Source organism: Pseudomonas sp. GW822-FHT05A08, from assembly GCF_058800485.1.
Map to the genome: position 1 here is coordinate 5,523,514 of NZ_CM179511.1, position 19,966 is coordinate 5,543,479.

At 60.4% G+C, this 19,966-nt stretch carries 22 protein-coding genes; 9 read left to right on the forward strand and 13 right to left on the reverse strand.

Annotated features, from left to right (window positions below; translation table 11 throughout):
* Window positions 1-70 precede the first annotated feature (70 nt).
* The 4 genes from AC3RCP_RS24755 (at window position 71) to AC3RCP_RS24770 (ending at window position 3,806) form a co-directional block, all read left to right on the forward strand.
* Window positions 71-1,447, forward strand: a complete 1,377-nt coding sequence (locus AC3RCP_RS24755) for an L-serine ammonia-lyase (RefSeq protein WP_007931066.1) — start codon at window positions 71-73, stop codon at window positions 1,445-1,447.
* Window positions 1,448-1,488: 41 nt separating this feature from the next.
* Complete coding sequence (gene gcvT, locus AC3RCP_RS24760) at window positions 1,489-2,613, forward strand: glycine cleavage system aminomethyltransferase GcvT (RefSeq protein ID WP_492570808.1); 1,125 nt, start codon at window positions 1,489-1,491, stop codon at window positions 2,611-2,613.
* A 393-nt stretch (window positions 2,614-3,006) separates the two neighbouring features.
* Window positions 3,007-3,219, forward strand: a complete 213-nt coding sequence (locus tag AC3RCP_RS24765) for a cold-shock protein (RefSeq protein ID WP_007931076.1) — start codon at window positions 3,007-3,009, stop codon at window positions 3,217-3,219.
* Window positions 3,220-3,317: 98 nt separating this feature from the next.
* Window positions 3,318-3,806, forward strand: coding sequence for an RDD family protein (locus AC3RCP_RS24770; RefSeq protein WP_009045255.1), 489 nt, complete (start codon window positions 3,318-3,320; stop codon window positions 3,804-3,806).
* 62 nt (window positions 3,807-3,868) lie between these two features.
* Here the strand turns inward: AC3RCP_RS24770 and nadA are convergent, their stop codons facing one another.
* Complete coding sequence (gene nadA / locus AC3RCP_RS24775; RefSeq protein WP_492570807.1) at window positions 3,869-4,927, reverse strand: quinolinate synthase NadA; 1,059 nt, start codon at window positions 4,925-4,927, stop codon at window positions 3,869-3,871.
* Window positions 4,928-5,441: 514 nt separating this feature from the next.
* On the opposite strand from nadA, the gene AC3RCP_RS24780 reads away from it, so the two are divergent.
* The 3 genes from AC3RCP_RS24780 (at window position 5,442) to AC3RCP_RS24790 (ending at window position 7,794) form a co-directional block, all read left to right on the forward strand.
* Complete coding sequence (locus AC3RCP_RS24780) at window positions 5,442-6,689, forward strand: type II and III secretion system protein family protein (RefSeq protein ID WP_101338882.1); 1,248 nt, start codon at window positions 5,442-5,444, stop codon at window positions 6,687-6,689.
* A gap of 107 nt (window positions 6,690-6,796) precedes the next feature.
* Entirely contained in the window at window positions 6,797-7,519 is a 723-nt protein-coding gene (locus AC3RCP_RS24785) for a tetratricopeptide repeat protein (protein WP_101338883.1), read from the forward strand.
* A 2-nt stretch (window positions 7,520-7,521) separates the two neighbouring features.
* Window positions 7,522-7,794 (forward strand): DUF3613 domain-containing protein, encoded by a 273-nt coding sequence (locus AC3RCP_RS24790; protein WP_062824881.1) that lies wholly within the window; start codon window positions 7,522-7,524, stop codon window positions 7,792-7,794.
* 74 nt (window positions 7,795-7,868) lie between these two features.
* Here AC3RCP_RS24790 and AC3RCP_RS24795 read toward each other — a convergent pair whose 3' ends face one another.
* The 12 genes from AC3RCP_RS24795 to AC3RCP_RS24850 form a co-directional block, all read right to left on the reverse strand.
* Window positions 7,869-8,840 carry a type II secretion system F family protein gene (locus AC3RCP_RS24795; RefSeq protein ID WP_007931083.1) on the reverse strand — a complete coding sequence of 324 codons (972 nt, stop codon included), beginning with the start codon at window positions 8,838-8,840 and terminating at the stop codon, window positions 7,869-7,871.
* Between the two features lie 27 nt (window positions 8,841-8,867).
* Window positions 8,868-9,854: a type II secretion system F family protein gene (locus AC3RCP_RS24800; protein ID WP_101338884.1), complete on the reverse strand. Its 987-nt coding sequence runs from the start codon at window positions 9,852-9,854 to the stop codon at window positions 8,868-8,870.
* A 2-nt stretch (window positions 9,855-9,856) separates the two neighbouring features.
* Window positions 9,857-11,290, reverse strand: a complete 1,434-nt coding sequence (locus tag AC3RCP_RS24805) for a TadA family conjugal transfer-associated ATPase (RefSeq protein WP_101338885.1) — start codon at window positions 11,288-11,290, stop codon at window positions 9,857-9,859.
* A 3-nt stretch (window positions 11,291-11,293) separates the two neighbouring features.
* Window positions 11,294-12,511, reverse strand: a complete 1,218-nt coding sequence (locus tag AC3RCP_RS24810) for an AAA family ATPase (RefSeq protein WP_101338886.1) — start codon at window positions 12,509-12,511, stop codon at window positions 11,294-11,296.
* The gene (locus AC3RCP_RS24815) at window positions 12,505-13,008 is read right to left on the reverse strand and encodes a TadE/TadG family type IV pilus assembly protein (RefSeq protein WP_492570806.1); all 504 of its coding nucleotides are present in this window, start codon (window positions 13,006-13,008) and stop codon (window positions 12,505-12,507) included. The genes AC3RCP_RS24810 and AC3RCP_RS24815 overlap by 7 nt, the downstream gene beginning before the upstream one ends.
* Window positions 13,008-13,478: a TadE/TadG family type IV pilus assembly protein gene (locus tag AC3RCP_RS24820; RefSeq protein ID WP_101338887.1), complete on the reverse strand. Its 471-nt coding sequence runs from the start codon at window positions 13,476-13,478 to the stop codon at window positions 13,008-13,010. The genes AC3RCP_RS24815 and AC3RCP_RS24820 overlap by 1 nt, the downstream gene beginning before the upstream one ends.
* A gap of 8 nt (window positions 13,479-13,486) precedes the next feature.
* Complete coding sequence (locus AC3RCP_RS24825) at window positions 13,487-14,824, reverse strand: TadE/TadG family type IV pilus assembly protein (RefSeq protein ID WP_101338888.1); 1,338 nt, start codon at window positions 14,822-14,824, stop codon at window positions 13,487-13,489.
* 37 nt (window positions 14,825-14,861) lie between these two features.
* Window positions 14,862-15,668, reverse strand: coding sequence for a Flp pilus assembly protein CpaB (gene cpaB / locus AC3RCP_RS24830; RefSeq protein WP_009045266.1), 807 nt, complete (start codon window positions 15,666-15,668; stop codon window positions 14,862-14,864).
* 16 nt (window positions 15,669-15,684) lie between these two features.
* Complete coding sequence (locus tag AC3RCP_RS24835) at window positions 15,685-17,004, reverse strand: DUF8689 domain-containing protein (RefSeq protein ID WP_101338889.1); 1,320 nt, start codon at window positions 17,002-17,004, stop codon at window positions 15,685-15,687.
* Between the two features lie 14 nt (window positions 17,005-17,018).
* Complete coding sequence (locus AC3RCP_RS24840) at window positions 17,019-17,540, reverse strand: A24 family peptidase (RefSeq protein WP_101338890.1); 522 nt, start codon at window positions 17,538-17,540, stop codon at window positions 17,019-17,021.
* A gap of 29 nt (window positions 17,541-17,569) precedes the next feature.
* Window positions 17,570-17,761 (reverse strand): Flp family type IVb pilin, encoded by a 192-nt coding sequence (locus AC3RCP_RS24845; RefSeq protein ID WP_009045269.1) that lies wholly within the window; start codon window positions 17,759-17,761, stop codon window positions 17,570-17,572.
* Between the two features lie 694 nt (window positions 17,762-18,455).
* Window positions 18,456-18,647, reverse strand: coding sequence for a Flp family type IVb pilin (locus AC3RCP_RS24850; RefSeq protein WP_009045270.1), 192 nt, complete (start codon window positions 18,645-18,647; stop codon window positions 18,456-18,458).
* Window positions 18,648-18,803: 156 nt separating this feature from the next.
* On the opposite strand from AC3RCP_RS24850, the gene AC3RCP_RS24855 reads away from it, so the two are divergent.
* Window positions 18,804-18,932, forward strand: a complete 129-nt coding sequence (locus tag AC3RCP_RS24855) for a hypothetical protein (protein ID WP_492570805.1) — start codon at window positions 18,804-18,806, stop codon at window positions 18,930-18,932.
* A gap of 141 nt (window positions 18,933-19,073) precedes the next feature.
* Entirely contained in the window at window positions 19,074-19,958 is an 885-nt protein-coding gene (locus AC3RCP_RS24860; protein WP_101338891.1) for a helix-turn-helix domain-containing protein, read from the forward strand.
* Window positions 19,959-19,966: the final 8 nt, after the last annotated feature.

The following is a 19,966-nucleotide window of genomic DNA, read 5'->3' on the forward strand; positions in this document are numbered from 1 at the left end:
CCAGACCGAACCGCAATACCCGCTTCCCCCGTGCGTGCCGATCAACACAATAAGAAACCGGAGAACCAACATGTCCTTGAGCGTGTTCGACCTGTTCAAGATTGGCATCGGCCCCTCCAGCTCCCACACCGTTGGCCCGATGCGCGCGGCCGCGCGCTTCGTCGAAGGCCTGCGGCGCGACGGACTGCTGGGCGCCACCACCTGCGTCAAGGTCGAGCTGTACGGCTCGCTCGGCGCCACCGGCAAGGGCCACGGCAGCGACAAGGCCGTACTCCTGGGCCTGGAAGGTGAACACCCGGATACCGTGAATACCGAAAACATCGCCGCTCGCCTGCAGGAAATACGCAGCAGCGGACGCTTGAACCTGCTCGGCGAACACCTCATCGCGTTCAACGAGAAAGAACACCTGGCCATGATCCGCAAACCCCTGGCCTACCACCCCAACGGCATGATCTTCCGCGCCTTCGATGCCGCCGGATTGCAGATCCGCAGCCGCGAGTACTACTCGGTGGGCGGCGGCTTCGTGGTCGACGAGGACGCCGCCGGTGCCGACCGCATCGTCGAAGACACCACCAAGCTGACCTTCCCCTTCAAGAGCGCCAAGGACTTGCTCGGTCACTGCACCACCTATGGGCTGTCCATCAGCCAGGTGATGCTGACCAACGAAAGTGCCTGGCGACCGGAAGCGGAAACCCGTGCCGGCCTGCTGAAGATCTGGCAAGTGATGCAGGACTGCGTGGATGCCGGCTGCCGCAACGAAGGGATCCTGCCGGGTGGCCTGAAGGTCAAGCGCCGTGCCGCCGCCCTCCACCGCCAGCTGTGCAAGCACCCCGAGGCGGCCCTGCGCGACGCCTTGTCGGTACTGGACTGGGTCAACCTGTATGCCCTGGCGGTCAACGAAGAAAACGCCAACGGCGGGCGCGTCGTCACCGCGCCCACCAATGGCGCCGCCGGCATCATCCCGGCAGTGCTGCACTACTACATGCGCTTCATCCCCGGCGCCAACGAAGACGGGGTGGTGCGTTTCCTGCTGACCGCCGCCGCCATCGGCATTCTCTACAAGGAAAACGCCTCCATCTCCGGCGCCGAAGTCGGCTGCCAGGGCGAGGTCGGCGTGGCCTGCTCGATGGCGGCCGGGGCCTTGTGCGAAGTGCTCGGCGGTACGGTGCAACAAGTGGAAAACGCCGCCGAGATCGGCATGGAACATAACCTCGGCCTGACCTGCGACCCAATCGGCGGCCTGGTGCAGGTGCCCTGCATCGAGCGCAACGCCATGGGCTCGGTCAAGGCGATCAACGCCGTGCGCATGGCCTTGCGTGGCGACGGGCAGCACTTCGTCTCCCTCGACAAGGTGATCCGCACCATGCGCCAGACCGGCGCCGACATGAAAAGCAAATACAAGGAAACCGCCCGCGGCGGTTTGGCCGTCAACATCATCGAGTGCTGATGCACGCACATACGCATCTCACGTTTACCCAGGAGCTGAACATGTCCACCGAAACACTGTTGAAGACCCCGCTGCATTCGCTGCACCTCGAACTCGGCGCGCGCATGGTGCCGTTTGCCGGTTACGACATGCCCGTGCAATACCCGCTGGGCGTGATGAAAGAACACCAGCACACCCGCGAGCAGGCCGGCCTGTTCGACGTCTCGCACATGGGCCAGATCCGCCTGACCGGCGCCAAGGCCGCCCAGGCCCTGGAAACCCTGGTGCCGGTGGACATCATCGACCTGCCCGTGGGCATGCAGCGCTACGCCATGTTCACCAATGAAAACGGCGGCATCCTCGACGACCTGATGGTCGCCAACCTGGGCAACGACGAGCTGTTCCTGGTGGTCAACGCCGCCTGCAAGGACCAGGACCTGGCCCATCTGCGCCAGCACATCGGCCATTTGTGCAGCATCGAGCCGCTGTTCGAGGAGCGCGCCCTGCTCGCCCTGCAAGGCCCGGCAGCCGTCACCGTGCTGGCGCGCCTGGCGCCGGAAGTGGCGAAGATGACCTTCATGCAATTCACCCGCGTGAAGCTGCTGGGCGTGGACTGCTTTGTCAGCCGTTCGGGCTACACCGGCGAAGACGGTTTCGAAATCTCGGTACCGGCGGCTGACGCCGAAACCCTGGCCCGCGCCCTGCTGGCCGAACCGGAAGTGGCCGCCATCGGCCTCGGCGCCCGGGATTCGCTGCGCCTGGAAGCCGGCCTGTGCCTGTATGGCCATGACATGAACAGCCAGACCACGCCGATCGAAGCCAGCCTGCTGTGGGCCATCTCCAAGCCACGGCGCGCCGATGGCGCGCGGGCTGGCGGCTTCCCAGGCGCGGAACAGGTGTTCGCCCCACAACTCAATGGCGTGAAGCGCAAACGCGTGGGCCTGCTGCCCCAGGAACGCACACCGGTGCGTGAAGGTGCGGAGATCGTCAACGAAGCGGGCGAGGTGATCGGTAGTGTCTGCAGCGGCGGTTTTGGCCCGACCCTGGGTGGTCCGTTGGCCATGGGTTACATCGATAGCGCTTATGTCGCACTCGATACGCCAGTTTGGGCAATTGTTCGTGGGAAAAAGGTGCCAATGCTTGTAAGCAAAATGCCATTCGTTGCACAACGCTACTATCGTGGTTGATCAACTGTTTCTATAAGTAACGCGGTTGCGTTAAAAGTGCACTAATCTGTAACGCAACCGCCATAAAATAGTGCATATCTTCGATATTGAACTTGCCTTATAACAGTTGAAAACAATTGAACGACCCTATCGAATAAGCCCAGATGCCTAGTTCCGGCAAACAGCCACCAAGCTGAGGAAAACCGGGGTTTCGCAGGGCTTGTTTTTTCTCCCATAGTTGGCGTAGAGTTTCCCCACTGTGTTTGCATGGGTCGCTTGGAATCGTGACCTGGGCAGTAGCTAACAAGTTTGCTACAACCCGTTCGACGTCTCTTACTTTCCTGCAACCCAGCCCAGTACTCCTTCATGAGAAAGAGACTGTCATTAATTTTTTAGCGTCAAAGGAAATAAGAAATGTCCCAACGTCAGAGCGGTACCGTCAAGTGGTTTAACGACGAGAAAGGTTTTGGTTTTATCACTCCAGAAAGCGGTCCGGATCTGTTCGTGCATTTCCGCGCTATTCAGGGCAACGGCTTCAAGAGCCTGAAAGAAGGCCAGAAAGTGACCTTCATCGCTGTGCAGGGCCAAAAAGGCATGCAGGCTGACGAAGTTCAAGCCGAAGGCTGATCGTCTGTAACGAAAAAGCCCCTGATGCTGACATCAGGGGCTTTTTTGTGCGCGCAATTCCGTAAAATGGCTTCTTTCTTTCGATCGAGAGGCCTGTGATGCCGAAGCACCTGCTAACCCCCCAGGGCGATTTCCCCGCCGCTGGCCTGGGCCGTCGTCTGGCAGCGATGTTCTACGATTTCCTGCTGTGCACCGCACTGCTGATCGTCACGGGCGGCATCTACAAGTTCATCCAGTTGCAGATCCTCGGTGAAACCCGGATGCGCACCCTGACCGAATCCGGCGCCCTGGACGGCGATCCGCTCTACTCGACCGTCCTGCTGTTCGTGCTGTTCGCCTTCTTCGCCAAGTTCTGGACCCATTCCGGCCAGACCCTAGGCATGCAGGTCTGGGGCATTCGTGTGCAGAACGCCGACGGCAGCCGCATCAGCCTGTGGCAGGCCCTCCTGCGCTTCATGGTCTCGATCGCTTCCTGGCTGTGCGCCGGGCTGGGTTTCATCTGGATCCTGGTAGACAAGCAGAAGCGCAGCTGGCACGACATCTACTCTTCCAGCCAGATCGTGCGCATTCCCAAGCAGAAAAAATAATCCGCCGCACAGAAAAACGCCCCGAATCTCGGGGCGTTTTTCTGTGCGCTTGTCGAAGGCGATCAGGCATTGCCCGCCAGCTTCATCCGCGCCGCCTGAGTGAAATCCAGCATGCGCTTGAGCGGACGAATGGCCTGGGGAATCAACGCCGGGTCGACGAATATCTCGTTGCTGCCCTCACGCAGGCTCTGCAAGGTGCGCTCCAGGGTGTTCATGGCCATCCACGGGCAGTGGGCGCAGCTGCGACAAGCCGCACCGTTACCGGCCGTTGGCGCCTCGATGAACACCTTGTCCGGGCACAGCTGCTGCATCTTGTAGAAGATGCCGCGGTCGGTCGCCACGATCAGCGTCTTGTTCGGCAAGCGCTGCGCGGCGGCAATCAGCTGGCTGGTGGAACCCACCGCATCGGCCAACTCGATCACCGACGTTGGCGACTCAGGGTGGACCAGAATGGCCGCATCGGGATACAGCGCCTTCATGTCCTCCAGTTGCTTGGACTTGAACTCTTCGTGGACGATGCAGGCACCGTCCCACAGCAGCATATCGGCACCGGTCTGGCGCTGGATGTAGGTGCCCAGGTGCTTGTCCGGCCCCCAGATGATGGTTTCGCCGTTATCCATCAGGCTTTCGACGATTTCCAGGGCGCAACTGGAGGTCACCACCCAGTCAGCACGGGCTTTGACCGCCGCCGACGTGTTGGCATAGACCACCACGGTGCGTTCCGGATGCTGGTCGCAGAACGCCGAGAACTCTTCCACCGGGCACCCCAGGTCGAGGGAGCAGGTGGCTTCCAGGGTAGGCATCAGCACCCGCTTTTCGGGGTTGAGGATCTTCGCCGTCTCGCCCATGAACCTGACACCGGCAACCACCACGGTCTTGGCCGGGTGAGCGTTGCCGAAACGGGCCATTTCCAGGGAGTCGGACACACAGCCGCCGGTCTCTTCGGCCAGGGCCTGAATCACCGGATCACAGTAGAAGTGAGCCACCAGCACGGCGTCCTGAGCCTTGAGCTCGGCAGCAATCGCGGTACGGTAATGGGCTTCCTCTGCGACCGTCAGCGGCTTGGGCTGTTTGGCGTCAAGGTGGGCCTGAACCAGAAGGCGTTCGGAAATGTGCGTCATGATCGCAAGACCTGCGGGCGCTTATGCGCGAAAGTCGAGTATACACCCGGCTCCGGACCCATTGAGGGTACCGCCGGGAGAGTGAGTATTCATCAGGTAGGTGCAGCGTTGAAACTGCGCAAGGCTACAGAATATCCCCTTGATGTAAAAGATGATTCTGACCTGTGTCACACGGCTCGCCCCGGCATGGAGCAGGCATCGGTCAAGGGCATGAAAGCCTGCCAATTGCAGCCCCGACAGCGCAAACGGTTCAGTGACGCGCAACGCGCACTTGCACCATTTATGCGCATTGCATGCAGGCGAGTCTCGGCCTGGCGGTGAATCCCCTCGATCGACCAAGCGTTTTTTTACACTTCATAGCAATTTTACCTTTCTGCGCTAACGTCAGTTACAGAAACAGCTAACTGCTGGTTGGTTGCAGCAACACTTGGCGGGCTCTGGTTCAGATGACGGAGAGATGATCCCTGCTGACCGGCCCTTGCGGTTTCCCCCAGCCCAAACAAGGAAGCAGTGCATGAACAGTGATTGTGTACAGGTGCTCAGGAGAGTGGCGTGGACATTGATTGTCGCTGGTCTTCCCACCGGAATGGCCATGGCGGCGTCAAATAACTGCGCTGGATTGCAGCCACTGCCGTCGACGGTGGAAGTGGGAGAGGGTCAGCAGACGATAATGCACTCCCCCGTCGCCATTACCCGGTTGGCCGTGGGCGACCCGAAAATTGCCGATGTGTATCTCAATGGACGGGATTCGTACCTGCTGACGGGTATTGCGCCCGGCGCCACCAGCCTGATGGTCTGGACAGCCTGCGACAAGGAACCTCGCCAGAGCATGGTGTTCGTCCAGGGCAAAGGCCCCCATTCAATGGTGAGCTCGCTATTACCCCCTTCCGAAGATCCGGCTCTGGCCAGCCAGGTGCAGACCGATATCCGCTTTGTCGAAGTCAGCCGCACCAAGCTGAAAGAGGCCGGCACCTCGATCTTCGGCAAGAGCGGTAACTTTCTGTTCAGCTCCCCGGGCACCGCCCCGGTGGGGACGACGGTGACGCCCGGCAATATCGGTGGCCTCAGGCCGAACATACCGCTCAACAACGGCATGTTTAATATCGGCATTGGCGGCGGTAACGTCCTTGGGCTGATCAACGCCCTGGAAGGCAGTGGGTTTGCCTATACCCTGGCGCGTCCGAGCCTGGTGGCACTGAGCGGACAGAGCGCAAGCTTCCTGGCCGGTGGTGAAGTGCCGATCCCGGTCCCCAGCAGCGGCAGCGACAGTATTACCATCCAGTACAAGGAATTCGGTATTCGCCTGACCCTGACCCCCACAATCGTCGGAAATAACCGCATCGCCTTGAAGGTCGCCCCGGAAGTCAGCGAACTGGACTTCACCAACGGGATTACCGTCAACGATATCTCGGTGCCAGCCCTGGTTGTGCGTCGCACCGACACCAGCATCTCCCTGGCCGACGGCGAGAGTTTCGTGATCAGCGGCCTGATCAGCACCACCAATAGCACGGCCGTGAGCAAGTTCCCCGGCCTGGGAGAGATCCCGATCCTGGGGGCATTTTTCCGTGATTCTTCGATCAGGCGCGAAGAGAAAGAACTGCTGATGATCGTCACTCCGCATCTGGTGCAACCGCTGGCGGTCAATGCCAAGCTGCCAACACTGCCTGGCGAGCCACTGCGCAACTACGACCCGAACTGGTTCCGTCTGTACTTCCTGGAAAACGGCAATTTTGACCAGGCCGCCAGCGGGCTTTCGCAATGAACCAGGGACCTGGTTCGTTGCTCACCACACTCAGGCGCAATGACACCGGACTCGGCAAGTCCGGTGTTGGCCATTCCTCGACAATCGGATTGTTCCAGGAGGGAAAAATGAAAGTAGTCATTGCGGCGTTAGGGCTGCTCATGCTCAGCGGCTGCGCCACGAATGGCGGCGGTAGCTGGTCGAAGCAGGCCTGCAGCAAGCTGGATTCGGATCAGGAACTGTCGCTGAGCCTGGCCGACGACATGATCGACGAAGGCAAGCTGCACGCCGGCCTGGCCAATCTGCAACGCCTGCCGGAAGACCTGCCACAGGTGCGCATGCGCAAGGCCAAGATCTATCGCCAACTCGGCCAAAGCGAGGCCGAACCCCTGTACCGCAGCCTGCTCAGCACCTGCCTGGTCGCCGAAGGCGAGCATGGCCTGGGCCAACTGGCAGCCTCACGCAACGATAACGCGCAGGCCCTGGAACATCTGACACGAGCGGCACGCCTGTCCCCCACCGACGAGAAAATCCGCAACGACCTGGGGGTGGTCTACCTCAACCAGGGGAATACCAACCAGGCCCGCTTTGAGTTCCTCACGGCCATGGAGCTGAAACAGGACAACCAGCTGGCAACCCTCAACCTGGTGACCTTGCTGATTTATCAAGGCAACTGGAAACAGGCCTCGGACCTGGTCAATCGTGCCGGCCTGAAACCCGAACAAGTCACCAGTGCCAAGGAGCGGGCCGAAAAACTCAGGAACGCGACGAAGAAGTCAGCTAAGGATCAGGCAGTCACTGCAACGGATTCGTCGCCATCGAGTGTCAATCAACCAATAACGCAGAGGTAGTGATGAAATACCAAACGCTTAGCTGCCTGGGACTCTTGCTTCTTCCGCTGGTGACCCAGGCGATCGAACCCGGCCCGGCCTCCCTGTCACAACAGTCGACCGAAACCTGGCTGCTGCTGCAGAGTCGTAACCAGGTCAAGTCGCCCATCCCACAGAACGCCTCGCCCAGCGAACGGGAACTGACCCTGCAGCGCTGGCTGGACAACTACAAACACCCGATCCCCGAGTACTACAAAGAGTACGTAGGTTCGGGTGGGTCAGGTGGTTCGAAGTGACAGCAAGTCGCGATGGCGTTCAGTTCAGAGGGGGCAATGCCATCTATGCCGATGGCCCTTGCCCCTCCCCTCTTTTATAACTTCCCGAATACTTTGAAGACGCCGATGATCGCCGGTCCTATGGCTACCAGAAAGAAGCTTGGCCACAGGCAGAAGATCAGCGGGAACACCAGCTTGGTGCCGATTTTCGCGGCTTTCTCTTCGGCCTGCTGGGTGCGCCGGTCACGAAACTCCTCGGCATAGACACGCAGGGTCGTCCCCACGCTGGTCCCGAAGCGAATGCTCTGCGCCAGCAGACTCACCAACCCGCGAATGTCTTCCAGCCCAGTACGCTCGGCCAGATGCTTGAGCGCTTCGGTACTGGGAATCCCGGCCCGGATCTCGGAGTTGACCAGTGCCAGCTCCATGGCCAGCTCAGGCTGGCTGACCGCTATCTCTTCCGATACCCGCTCGATCGCCTGGGGCAAGGCAAGGCCTGACTCCACGCAGACCACCATCAAGTCCAACGCATCCGGAAAGGCGACGAGCAAACGGGTCATCCGCGCGTTCCTGCGGCTGTCGACATAGATGGCCGGTACCAGCCAGCCTACCCCCAACGCCAGGATCACCAGCCCCGTCCCCAGAAGCAGCGATACCTTCGGTATCAGCGGCAGCGCCAAGACCGCCAGCGCCACCAATGCCAACGGTGTCAGCAGGCGCACCGCCCAGTACATCTGGACAGCGGCCGGGGAGCGAAAGCCCGCATGGATCAGCAAGGTCCGGGTCGCCGAGGCTTGCTCCTGTTCACCGGAGGCAAAACGCTGGCCGACCTGCTCCAGCATCAATTGCAGGTTGCTCGGCGCCCCCTGCTGCCGGTGACCATCGCCGCCATGACCGCGCTTGATCAGCAGAAGACGGCGGTGCACCGGGTCCTGCAACCCCTGCACCAGCAATATCAGGGTCGCCACGGCCAGCACCACGCTCAGGCCGATGGCCCCGGCGAACAGCAGGCGGGCCAGTTGCTCGCTACCGACCACACTTTTAATCAGACTCAGCAGATACTCCATGACCTCACCCCCTACGAGTGATTGTGCTCACACCTGGATCCGGATGATCTTGCGTATCCAGAAGATTCCCACCAGCATCGCCACAAACGCGCCAAGCACCATCTTCTGCCCCAGTGGCTCATTGATGAGCAGAGGCAGATAGGTCGGGCTCGAAAGCACAATCCCCGCCGCCAGTACAAAAGGCATCGCCACCAGGATCCAGCCCGACATGCGCCCTTCGGCCGAGAGCGTCTTGACCTTGCGCTGAAAGCGGAAGCGGCCGCGAATCAGGCTGCTCAAACGATCCAGTACCTCGGTCAGGTTGCCGCCCGTCTCGCGATGGATCAGCACAGTGGTCACCAGCATCATCACGGTCATGCTCGGCATGCGTTCCAGCAGGCCAAGCATGGCCCGACGCACATCGTTGCCGTAGTTGATGTCGGCAAAGGTCAGGCCGAATTCGTGGGCAACCGGCCCCTTGTGCTCGTCGGCCACCAACTGCAGGGTTTCGTTGAACGGATGTCCGGCACGCAGCGCACGGCATATGGCATCCAGCGCATCCGGCAATTGCTCCTCGAACAGGGCAAAGCGTTTGTTGCGGTCCCGGGAGATTTTCAACACCGGCAGCCAGAAGGCCATAGCAGCAGCCGGGAGCGCCGCCCACCACAGCTGCGTGAACAGCCACGTCCCCATGCCAGCCACCATCATCAGGACCAGGCTGAGCATCAGCACCCGATAGGCGCGGTACTCATGCCCGGCCTGCTCGATCATCTGCGCCAGGGCCTCCATCGCTGGCAATTGCTCCAGACGCGCCTCCAGCGGGGACAGGCGACGCAGGTATTTCTGGCGCAGTACCGACTGCATGTTCTCCAGGTTACTGGCCCGTTCCAGCAGGTCGAGGCGACTGCGGATACGCTTGCGCACCTTGCCGGCCTCGCCGAACACCGGCACCGCCAGGCTCTGGCTGAGCAGGAATATGGCGGTGAACACCATGCCGAGAAACGCCAGGATGAACTCGCTGGGGATCTGATGCATGACTAGCCCTCCATCCAGTCTGGCCGGAACAGGCTGAGCGGCAGCTCGATGCCCCGTTTGGCCAGCACATCGCGAAACGCCGGAACCATGCCGGTGGGGCGGAATTCGCCCAGGACCTCGCCTTTCTCGCCCAGACCACTGCGCACGAAAGAGAAGATCTCGGTCATGGTGATGATTTCCCCTTCCATGCCGTTGATTTCCTGCACGCTGACCAGCCGCCGCGTGCCGTCCTCCTGCCGCTCCAACTGGATGACCACACCGATGGCCGAAGCGATCTGCTGACGCAAGGCCTTGATCGGAAAGGTCGCCCCGGTCATCGACACCATGTTCTCGATCCGTCCCAGGGCATCGCGGGCGGTGTTGGCGTGGATGGTGGTCAGCGAGCCGTCGTGGCCGGTATTCATCGCCGTCAACATGTCCAGCGCCTCGGCGCCACGCACCTCACCGATGACGATGCGGTCCGGGCGCATACGCAGGCTGTTGCGCACCAGCTCCCGCTGGCCCACCTCGCCACGGCCCTCGATGTTCGACGGACGGGTTTCCAGGCGTACCACATGGGGCTGCTGCAGTTGCAGCTCGGCCGAGTCTTCGATGGTCACGATCCGCTCGTTGTGCGGAATGAAACTGGACAACACGTTGAGCATGGTGGTCTTGCCGCTGCCGGTGCCCCCGGAGATCAGGACATTCAGCCGGCCGCGGACGATGGCCTTGAGCATCAGGGCGATGCCCGGGGTCAGGGTACCCATCTGCACCAGGCTCTCGGTGTTGAGCAAATCCACGGCGAAGCGGCGGATCGACATGCTCGGCCCGTCGATGGCCAGCGGTGGAATGATGGCGTTGACCCGCGAACCGTCCTTCAGGCGAGCGTCCACCAGCGGCGAGGACTCATCGATGCGCCGCCCCAGGCTGGAAACGATGCGATCGATGATATTCAGCAGATGCTGGTCGTCGCGAAAACGCACATCCGTTCTTTGCAGCTTGCCGAAGCGCTCGACGTACACCGAGGCATGACCGTTGACCAGGATGTCGGACACACTCGCGTCGTTCAGCAGCGGTTCCAAAGGTCCGAGGCCAAGCACCTCGTCGGCGATCTGCTTGAGGATCAACTGACGGCTGCTGGAATTGACCGGCGCCGAATGCTCGTCGAGCAGGCGCTGGCAGATGTCGCGGATCTGCCGCCCGGCTTCGGCCGGCTCCAGGGAATCAAGGAGCGACAGGTCCATGACCTTGAGCAACTGCTGGTAGATCTTTTCCCGCCACTCGGCCTCCATCGGGCCAAGCTTGGTCCTGGTTTCATAGAGCAGGTCCGGCACACTGGCCTCCCAGGCCATGAGCACGCTGGCGCACTCTTTGCCGTCGAGGGACGCGTCCTGCGTTTCTGCCGGTGCCTGTCTACCGGGTTGCTGACGCAGGCGATTACGAAAGTCGCTGAGCATGGCCTAGCCTCCGAACAGACGATTGAAGGTACGTTTGAACAAACTCTTCTCGGCGACCTCGATTCCGATCAGGTTCTGGGTCACCTCGCGCAGGGCCAGGGTCACCCCCGAACGTGGCGCATGCAGCTCGAGCGGCACACCGGTGTTCTGACTCTCGCTGACCACCGCATAGTCATTGGGCACGGCTTGCAGGGTCGTGCAGCGCAGGGCATCGGCAATATCCTTGAGGCTCACTGGCGAGGCCTTGTTGTAGCGGTTGACCACCACCTGTATCCGGTTGCTCTGCACATTCAGGTCGTCGCGCAGGATGCGGGTCAGGCGGGTACCGTCCTTCAGGTGGCTCAGGCTCTGCTGCAGCACGACGTAGATGCGATCGGCCTGTTCGAGCGTGACGCCGGTGAGGTGATCGATCTGTCGTGGCAGATCCACCACGACCCAGTCGTAGGTCCCACGGGCCAGGCGCAACAGTTTTTCCAGCTGGTCCAGATGCACATCCTGCGTCAGGCACAGCTCCCCGGTACGCCCGCCCAGCACATGCAGGGTCGGGCTGAAGTGGTTGCAATAGCCACGCAAGGCGATGCTGTCCAGGGACTCGATCTGCTTCAGTACATCCACATGGCTGTGGGTAGGCACCACATCCAGGCAATGCGCCACGCTGCCGAACTGCAGGTCCAGGTCCAGCAGCAGGGTCCTGCCACCGCGGATGGAGAGCTGATGCGCCAGGTTGCAAGCCAGCATCGAGGCTCCCGAACCGCCTTTGGCGTTCATCACCGCAATCAGCTTGCCACCGGTCCCCTGCTCCGCATTGGCCTCCATGAGCATACGGCCGATGGCCGCCTGCAACTCTTCTGCCGCTACCGGCTCGGGGAGAAAGTCCCGGGCGCCGGCCTGCATCGCCAGGCGCATGCCCTCGCGCTCATCCAGCGGGCCGCAGACCAATAGCGGTGGGCGCTCCTTGAGCGGATGCTGCAACAAGGCCGCCAGCTCTTCGCGCCACAGATGGCTGACGCGCAACAGCAGGAAGTCGGGCATCTGCTCCAGCCCATACAGCGGATCGGTATGACCGTTGCTCACCAGGCGAGTGGTTACCTGCAAGTTCGGCAACCCTTGGCTCAACGCTTTCAGATGATTCAAGGTGGTCACGTCGCGCCCACTGATCAGCAGGCGTTTGCCTTGCTTTTCAGTAGCGGCAGCGACGGGCGCTTCTCGGGTACTCAACATGGCGTGATCTCCGGTGTGACTGCTGCCTGGGGCTGCCGACCGAGGCTTTCACGTGGCACGGTCGACCTGAATACCGGTAAGACAAACACCCCGTTGAACCCAGGAATCAGCAGATTGAAACTGAAATTGAATACCTGTAGCTGGACATAACGAATGGCGACAAAGCCGCCGGTACCGCTCAGATCGTTGGGGCTGGTGACGACCGCGCCGTTGGCGTCCAGATAAACCAGGTTCAGGTTGGCAGCCGTCAGGTTATTGAGCAGGCTGCTCGGGCCGCCGTCGGTGGAAGCGTTGAACATCGCCCGACGCAGGATCACCGGATCTTGGATATCGCACACTGCCGCCAGACGCGCACCGCGGCGCACGGTTTCATTCAGGGCATTGACCGTGAAGTACAGCCGGCCCATTTCCAGCACACCGAACAGCACGGTGAACAGCACCAGGCTGGTGATCGCGAACTCGACGGTGTACAGCCCACGCATACCTTTGACGTTCATCACAAGGCCCTCATGACGACAGTGGAAGTCAAGGCCAGGCCCAGCGGCACGTTGCTGCCATACAAGGCGGGCAAGGCACTGCCGATCACCGGCACATAGGTGTAGGTAATGCTGACCTGGACATGCTGGGCTCCCACCGTGGTGACCGTGACATTCGCCGGCGTCAGCCCCGACACCACCGCCGGGTAGCCATTGGGGTTGGCGGGCACGCCATAGACAGCGACGTTCTTGGCCTGGGTCTGCAGCGTGCCGCTCAGGTCGAGCTTGCCGAGGGTGGCGTTCCACGCCTTGTCAGCGACATAACGCCCGGCATCGCGACTGGCCTGCATCAGGCTGTTGTACTGGAACAACATGCGGCCGAACTCGGCGAAGGTCAGCATCAGCAACAGCAGCAGCGGCAACGTCAATACCAGCTCCACCATCGCCAAGCCGCCCTGGTTGCGCGGCGACCTGAATCCTCTGCGTCCCATAAAGCCTCCTAAGAATCGGTACTTGGCGTCTGGCTGTTGTCGATATAGGTCTTGTACAGCTGGATGATCTGCGGCCCGGTGGTATTGGCCGGGTTGGGACCCGGCACGTTGTCGCCTTCGCACACACTCTCGAACTGACCGAATATCTGCGACTCATTGCCCTTTTGCGACGCCGGTTGCAGGACGAAGTAGCAGCCGAAACCCAACACCGGTATCGAGGACGCCCCGTCGTTCTTGCCCGAACAGTCACCGATCACGATCTTGATGATCCGCCGCTCGAACGACCCACCGCTCTGGCAGCCACCACCGCTACCGGCAACGCAGTTGGCGGAGTCCTGCACCCAGTTGTTGTAGTCGTACAAGGCGCTGCCACCCGCGGACAAATTGCCGCTGCTGGAGGTAACCGCCTGATTGTTGTACTGAATCTGTGCGAGCGCATCGTCGTAAGTGAACGACTTGGGGTTGGTGGTGATCACCAGGTCCGGTGGATAGTCCGCAGCCTTGAGACCGCCGGAATACTGGTTGAAGCGTGTATTGAGGCCCTGCGAGGCAGGCCCCACGGTATTCCCCGGCTTGGTCTGGACATTCGAACCGACGCTGTTGCACTGGCTGATACCGCCAGCCAAGCCCTGCCTGACCGTGCTGCCGCCGGAGCCGAAATCGAGCAATTGGAAGTTGCCGGGGCCAATCGGCGAGCTGTTGCCTGCGGCGGTTTTCAGCACCTGCGGATCGCCGAACTGGAACCCCCAGAACATCCCGGTGGACGGGTTGTTTTTCGTCGGGTCGCCGCACACCATCAGCGGTGTGAGGTCGCAAGGGCTGGCGGGGCTGGGCCCGGCGGTAGCGACCGCACTCACGAACTTGTTACCGACCCCATTGCCCAGGGTCTGAAAGACGCCCCAGAAGAATCCGGCCAGGGAATAGTTGGTGACCGTCACCCGCACGTAACTCGCATTGGCCGGCCCCGGGAAAGAGAAAGGCCCATAGACAGTGGACGCCAACTCCACCGTGGCAAAGCCGCCGACATTGTTGGCGATGGCGGTGGCCAGCTCCTGATTGCCGCTGGCATTGGCATTCAGGGTCAGGGTATTGAGCGCAGCGTTCTGCGCCAGGCTGGCGGCTCCCGTGGTACCCATTACCGTACTGAGGGTCTTGGCACCGCTCAGCGCCGCGGCATCCACTGCATTTTGCAGGCGGGACTTGTTCACCAGCATATGGCCGCCATCCAACGCCAGGGCCCCCATTAGCAGCATCGCGGCCAGGGCAATCACCACCAGTACAAGCATTGCGCCGCGCTGCTGCCGTGGAAATGCACTCAATGGCTGTTGGATACGCGCACTCATCATCAAGCCCTCATTGTTCGTCTATGTCGTACCCGATCATTTACAGCTGGGACTTCACAACGTTGACCTCGATCCCGCGGATCACCGTGATCCCGCTATCGCCGCTGGGACGACGCCGGACAATCGGCCGAACCACTGGCGGGGCAGGCACTTCCTGGATCATGGCGACCGGCTCGACCATCGCCGGTTGCTTCTGGTTGTCCAGCGGATTGCGCAGGGCCAGTTGCAGCTTGCCGGCCGCCATCCCCTTGACCAGTTCCTCGGCCTGCTGGGGGGTCATTTCCAGGGTCACGGCGCGCACGACCACCGGTTGGGTCTTGTCGGTACTGGCCGTCTGGTCCACCGCCAGCACCCGCAAGTCTTCCAGGATGGTCTTGGATTCGGCATCGCCGGTATTGCCGGTCTGCCGGGTAGCCAGCACATCGACCCGGTTGCCCGGCAACAGGAAGCCACCCACGCCGACCACGTCGTCCACCCGGACCGAGATCGCGCGCTTGGTGGGCTCGATCAGCGACGCCAGGGTGCTGCCGCCCAGGTGTTCGGCCAGACGCGCACCGCGCAGGATGTCGCCGCGCAGCATGGAGAAGGTGGCGATCTTGCCCACCACCTTCTCGGTCGCATCGAAAGCATCCTCGGGCACCGTTTCCTTGGGCATACGGACCAGCGCGACCTGCTGTGGCTCGACCATTTGCCCGAAAGCGATTTCCACAGTCGCCACCACCACGTTCTGCTGGTTATCGTCGGGGGTGGCGTTGAGCCGTGCATTGAGCCAGGTGTTGGCCATCCATGCCGCGCCCAGGCCCAGAACCACGGACAGGGTCACCAGAGTGAAAGTACGAGAACTCATGTCGAAATCTCCTTACTCAAAGAAAGTCGAGCTGGACGAAGTAGCTGTGCCATGCCCACTCCAGTTCCAGGGTTGACAGGGGGCCGCTGGCGCCCAGATAACGCTGGCGATCGAGCGCCATGCTCAAGAGATCCCGTGGGTGACAAGGCACCAGCGGCATGTTTTCAGCGCCATAGAGTTCATCCAGGACGTAGCGCAACAGCAGCGGGTCGTATTGGATGTTCAGGCGCTCTGTCTCTTGAATCCAGATACGTTCGTACTCCTCGGGCTTGAGGTAGCCGAACTGCAGCTTGTAGCCAATCCGCCGCAGGAACGCCTCGTCGGCCAGTTCCAACGGGTTCAGGTTGGTGGAAAACACCAGGATCAGGTCGAACGGCAACTCGCAGTGCCGCCCGCCGCCGAGGTTGAGGAAGTCGCGTTTCTCCTCCATCGGTACGATCCAGCGATTGAGCAATTCCGCGGGCGCCATGCGCTGGCGCCCCATGTCGTCGATGACGAACAGGCCATTGCTGGCCTTGAGCTGCAACGGTGCCTGGTACTGGCGAGTGAAGGGGTCGTAGCGGATATCCAGCTGTTCCATGGTCAGCTCGCCGCCGGTGATGACGATCGGCCGTTCACAGCACAGGAGCCGGCGGTCGATCCCCTCATTGAGCATCAGGCTGTTTTGCGGATCGCCGACATCCAGGCGCCGGTGTACCTGGGGGTCATAGATCTCGATCACCGCATCGTTGATCGCAATCGCATGGGGCACCCAGACGGACTCGGAAAACAGCCGGATCAAGCGACTGCTGACATAGGTCTTGCCCGTCCCCGCCGGCCCGTAAATCATGATGGCGCGCCCGGAATTCAGGGCCACGCCCAACTGATCGAGCATGTTCTGCGCCAGCACCATGGAGCCGAAGGAAGCCTGCATGTCCCGGGCGCTGATACGGCCATGGTGAATGGTCTGTACCTTGAGCAGCGAGCGATAGGCGCTCACCGGAAAGGGCGCCGCGCCGATATAACCACTGCGCGACAAGGCATCGCGGGCAGCATTGCGGCCGCGCTCGGTCAGCCCGTAGCGCAAGCCCTGGCCACCGGCTTGGCCAAGGATCTCGACCCGGTGATCCTGACGCAGGAAGGTCAGGACTTCTTCAACCACCGCCCCCGTCAGCGCCAGGCGCTCTACCAGTCGAGGCATGTCCAGTACACCCGCATCGTGCAAATGCTTGCAGACCAGGTCTCCCAGGAAATTGTCGGCCAGCCCGGTCTCGAGGATCGTGCGTGGCTGTGGAGCCAGTCGCTGCACTGCTTCCCGGTCATTGCCGGTCGGACGGCTGTTACTGATGGCGTACATAATGTTCTCCTGAGCTACTGGCCAAGGGGCAACCAGAGGTAAAAGCTGGCCAATGTGCCGAGCAGGATCGCAACCGAATAGGGAAAGGGTTTGCCGGCCACTTCATCGTCCGCCGGCGAAAAATAGGCCCTGGCTCTCAAAATCTGCCAGTAGCGCCCCATGGTCTGTTGAACTTGACCACGTACCAACACAATCAGTACCCCGCACGCGCCGCCGGCGATCAGGCTGAAAAATGCAGCCCAGAGGGCGTGCTGCGGAGTGAGAAAAGTGCCAACCATGGCCATGAGCTTGACGTCGCCGGCTGCCATCCCGCCAAAGGCGTACAGGGGAAGAAAAACGGCAAAACCGATCAACATGCCCAGCAGTCCATAACCAAACCCGATGACGCCTGAGGAATAGACCTGGCCGGCAATCCCCAGCCCCAGCCCCACCAGCACCAAGAGGTTGGGAATACGGTGGCGACGAAGATCGCTCACCACCGCAATCCCCAGCAGTCCCAGCATCAATGCAACAACGAATAATTGCTCTTTGCCCATGACTGCAGCCCTCGGTGGAAGTTGGCGTATTAGCAGACGACACCCTGAACAGCACATCCCAGGCTGGTGATGGCCGTGGCCACGTTGCCGCCCAAGGTGATAAATGCAGCAACAGCGCCCAAAGTGATCAGGCCGCCGGCCACCGCATATTCCACAATGGTCAGGCCGTCTTCGTCTTTGGCGAACTTGATGATCGAAGTCTTGATCGATTGCAGATTCATTTTCCCACCTCACTCAAGTGTTTTTGTTTAAGAGCAGCACTGTCGTACTGCCTGGTTGAACATTAGTCAGGGAAGCATTGGAAGGGTTAGGAGTTTTTTGCTGATCGTTAGGACTTTATTGCTGTTGTTGAAAGATGCAAAAAAGCACCAGAAACAACACAAGGAACAAATGGCTTATCTAAGGAAGGAATAATTGAAGAGTCGCCTTGAAACAGTCTTGCCGTCGATGAAAGACCGGCCTGAGCACTGGCCGACAAAGACAAAAGCCCCGGCCATATTCGCTGCACCCCAACCATAGTGCGAAACGAAGTAAACCGAGGCTTCCATATCAGGATTTGATCTTCACGCGAGCAATACAGCGACGATACTCCTGAAGCTGGAAAGAGAATTTGCAGGCTGCGGTAGAGCGATGGAGCCGTGCTCGGCCAAAGGTCACTTTGACAATTTGAACTCGCTCGAGACCAGGACTGGAGCCATCCGTCATCTACTGTGCGCTGACTGCACATACCGATTGAGAAGGCTCCATCCTGTCCAGACGAGCGCAGACAGAACAACGGCGGAAACACACATGCACCACAGGTACGGCCTCAGCCCGAGGGAAACCGCTCTTCGCAGCCAGACCCAAAAAGTCTGGCCGCGTACGAGCAACAAGCAGCTCCCGCCCAGGACTGAAGACTCGGCACAACGGCTGTCGTTAGCACACCACGCCCTGAACAGCGCAACCCAGACTGGTGATGGCGGTGGCCACGTTGCCGCCCAGGGTCACGAACGCGGCAACGGCGCCCAGCGTAATCAGACCACCGGCCACGGCGTATTCCACGATGGTCAGACCCTCTTCGTCCTTGATGAATGCCAGCACCGAGGTTTTGATTGTTTGCAGATTCATTTTGTTCACCTCATATATAAGAAAAGTTGCTTTAAGGCGATCAGTATTTGTGCCGCCTGACTGAATCCTAGTCAGGGGCTAACAGAAAGAGTTAGGAGTTTATTGCCGGTTTCTAGGACTTTTTTGCAATGCTTGGCAAGACAGCAAAGAACACCAATGAAACTAAACCTGGCAGAGGGAGTTTTTTTTTCAGAAAAGGAACTGTTCTCATATAAAACTAAATTGATTCAGCCATGGCCGGTGGTGCAAGAAAAGGCGATCGCAACAGCAAGGAGCTGCCTGTGACTCTTATCTCGCTGTCAGACATAGAAGGTAATCAAGAAAATTTATGAAGCGTTATCAGAACTTGATCCTTTGCCCGCAAAGCCCAGTGGCGATACTGACAGCCCAGGAAGTGACAGCGAGACACCAGGAAGGAATAAGGAAATGAAACCTGAGTCGGCCCAAAAACCCTCTCTTTTATGGTTCGACCTCACCCGCGACCGGTCCTCTGAAGAACTGATCGCGCTGTTTCGCCCAACCTGCGATTGCCGGGTGTCGACAGATGCGTCCCTGCCCGAAAAGGACACCCATCCTCTACCGGACATGATCTGCATGCACTATGACCGCCCGGACATGCCGGGGCTCAATCTGTTGCTGGAGATCAAACACAAGATTCCCTCCATTCCCATCGCCATGTTCACGGTGCAACACTCCGAAGAACTCGCCGTCTGGGCCATGCGCTCGCGTGTCTGGGAATACATGGTGCTCCCTCTCTCGAGTGCCGAGATCCGGCGCTTCCTGCATGCGCTGAAGCAGCTCTACGAACTGCGCCACAGCAGCGGCCCCGACAACAAGACGCTGCAGATCGAACACGGCCCGTCCCTGCCGGACAGCATCCGGCTAACCGTAGAGCACCAGAAACATCAGGCACTCAGCGATGTGCTGCTGTACATCGAGCAGAATTTTCGTGAAAGCATCGACCAGAAAGAGCTGGCTAAGCGTTGCGGCATGACCACGTTTCGCTTCAGCCGGCTGTTCAAGGAGGTCCATGGCCTGGGATTCATGGACTACATCCTGAGCAAACGCATGGATTGCGCCAAGAATCTGCTCGACAACAGCCAGATGCCCATCACCAGCATCGGCTATGAAGTCGGCTTCAAGGACCCGTCCTACTTTGCCCGCGCCTTCAAGCAATTCGCGGGCGCCAGCCCCAGCGAATACCGACAACGCCGAAGAATCCCGGAACGGGTAAAAAAAGAAGAGGCGGAACTGGAGCAAACGCTGTCACAGGTGATCGACAGCCTGCCGCTGCGTATCGAAGGTCGGTGAACAGGCCA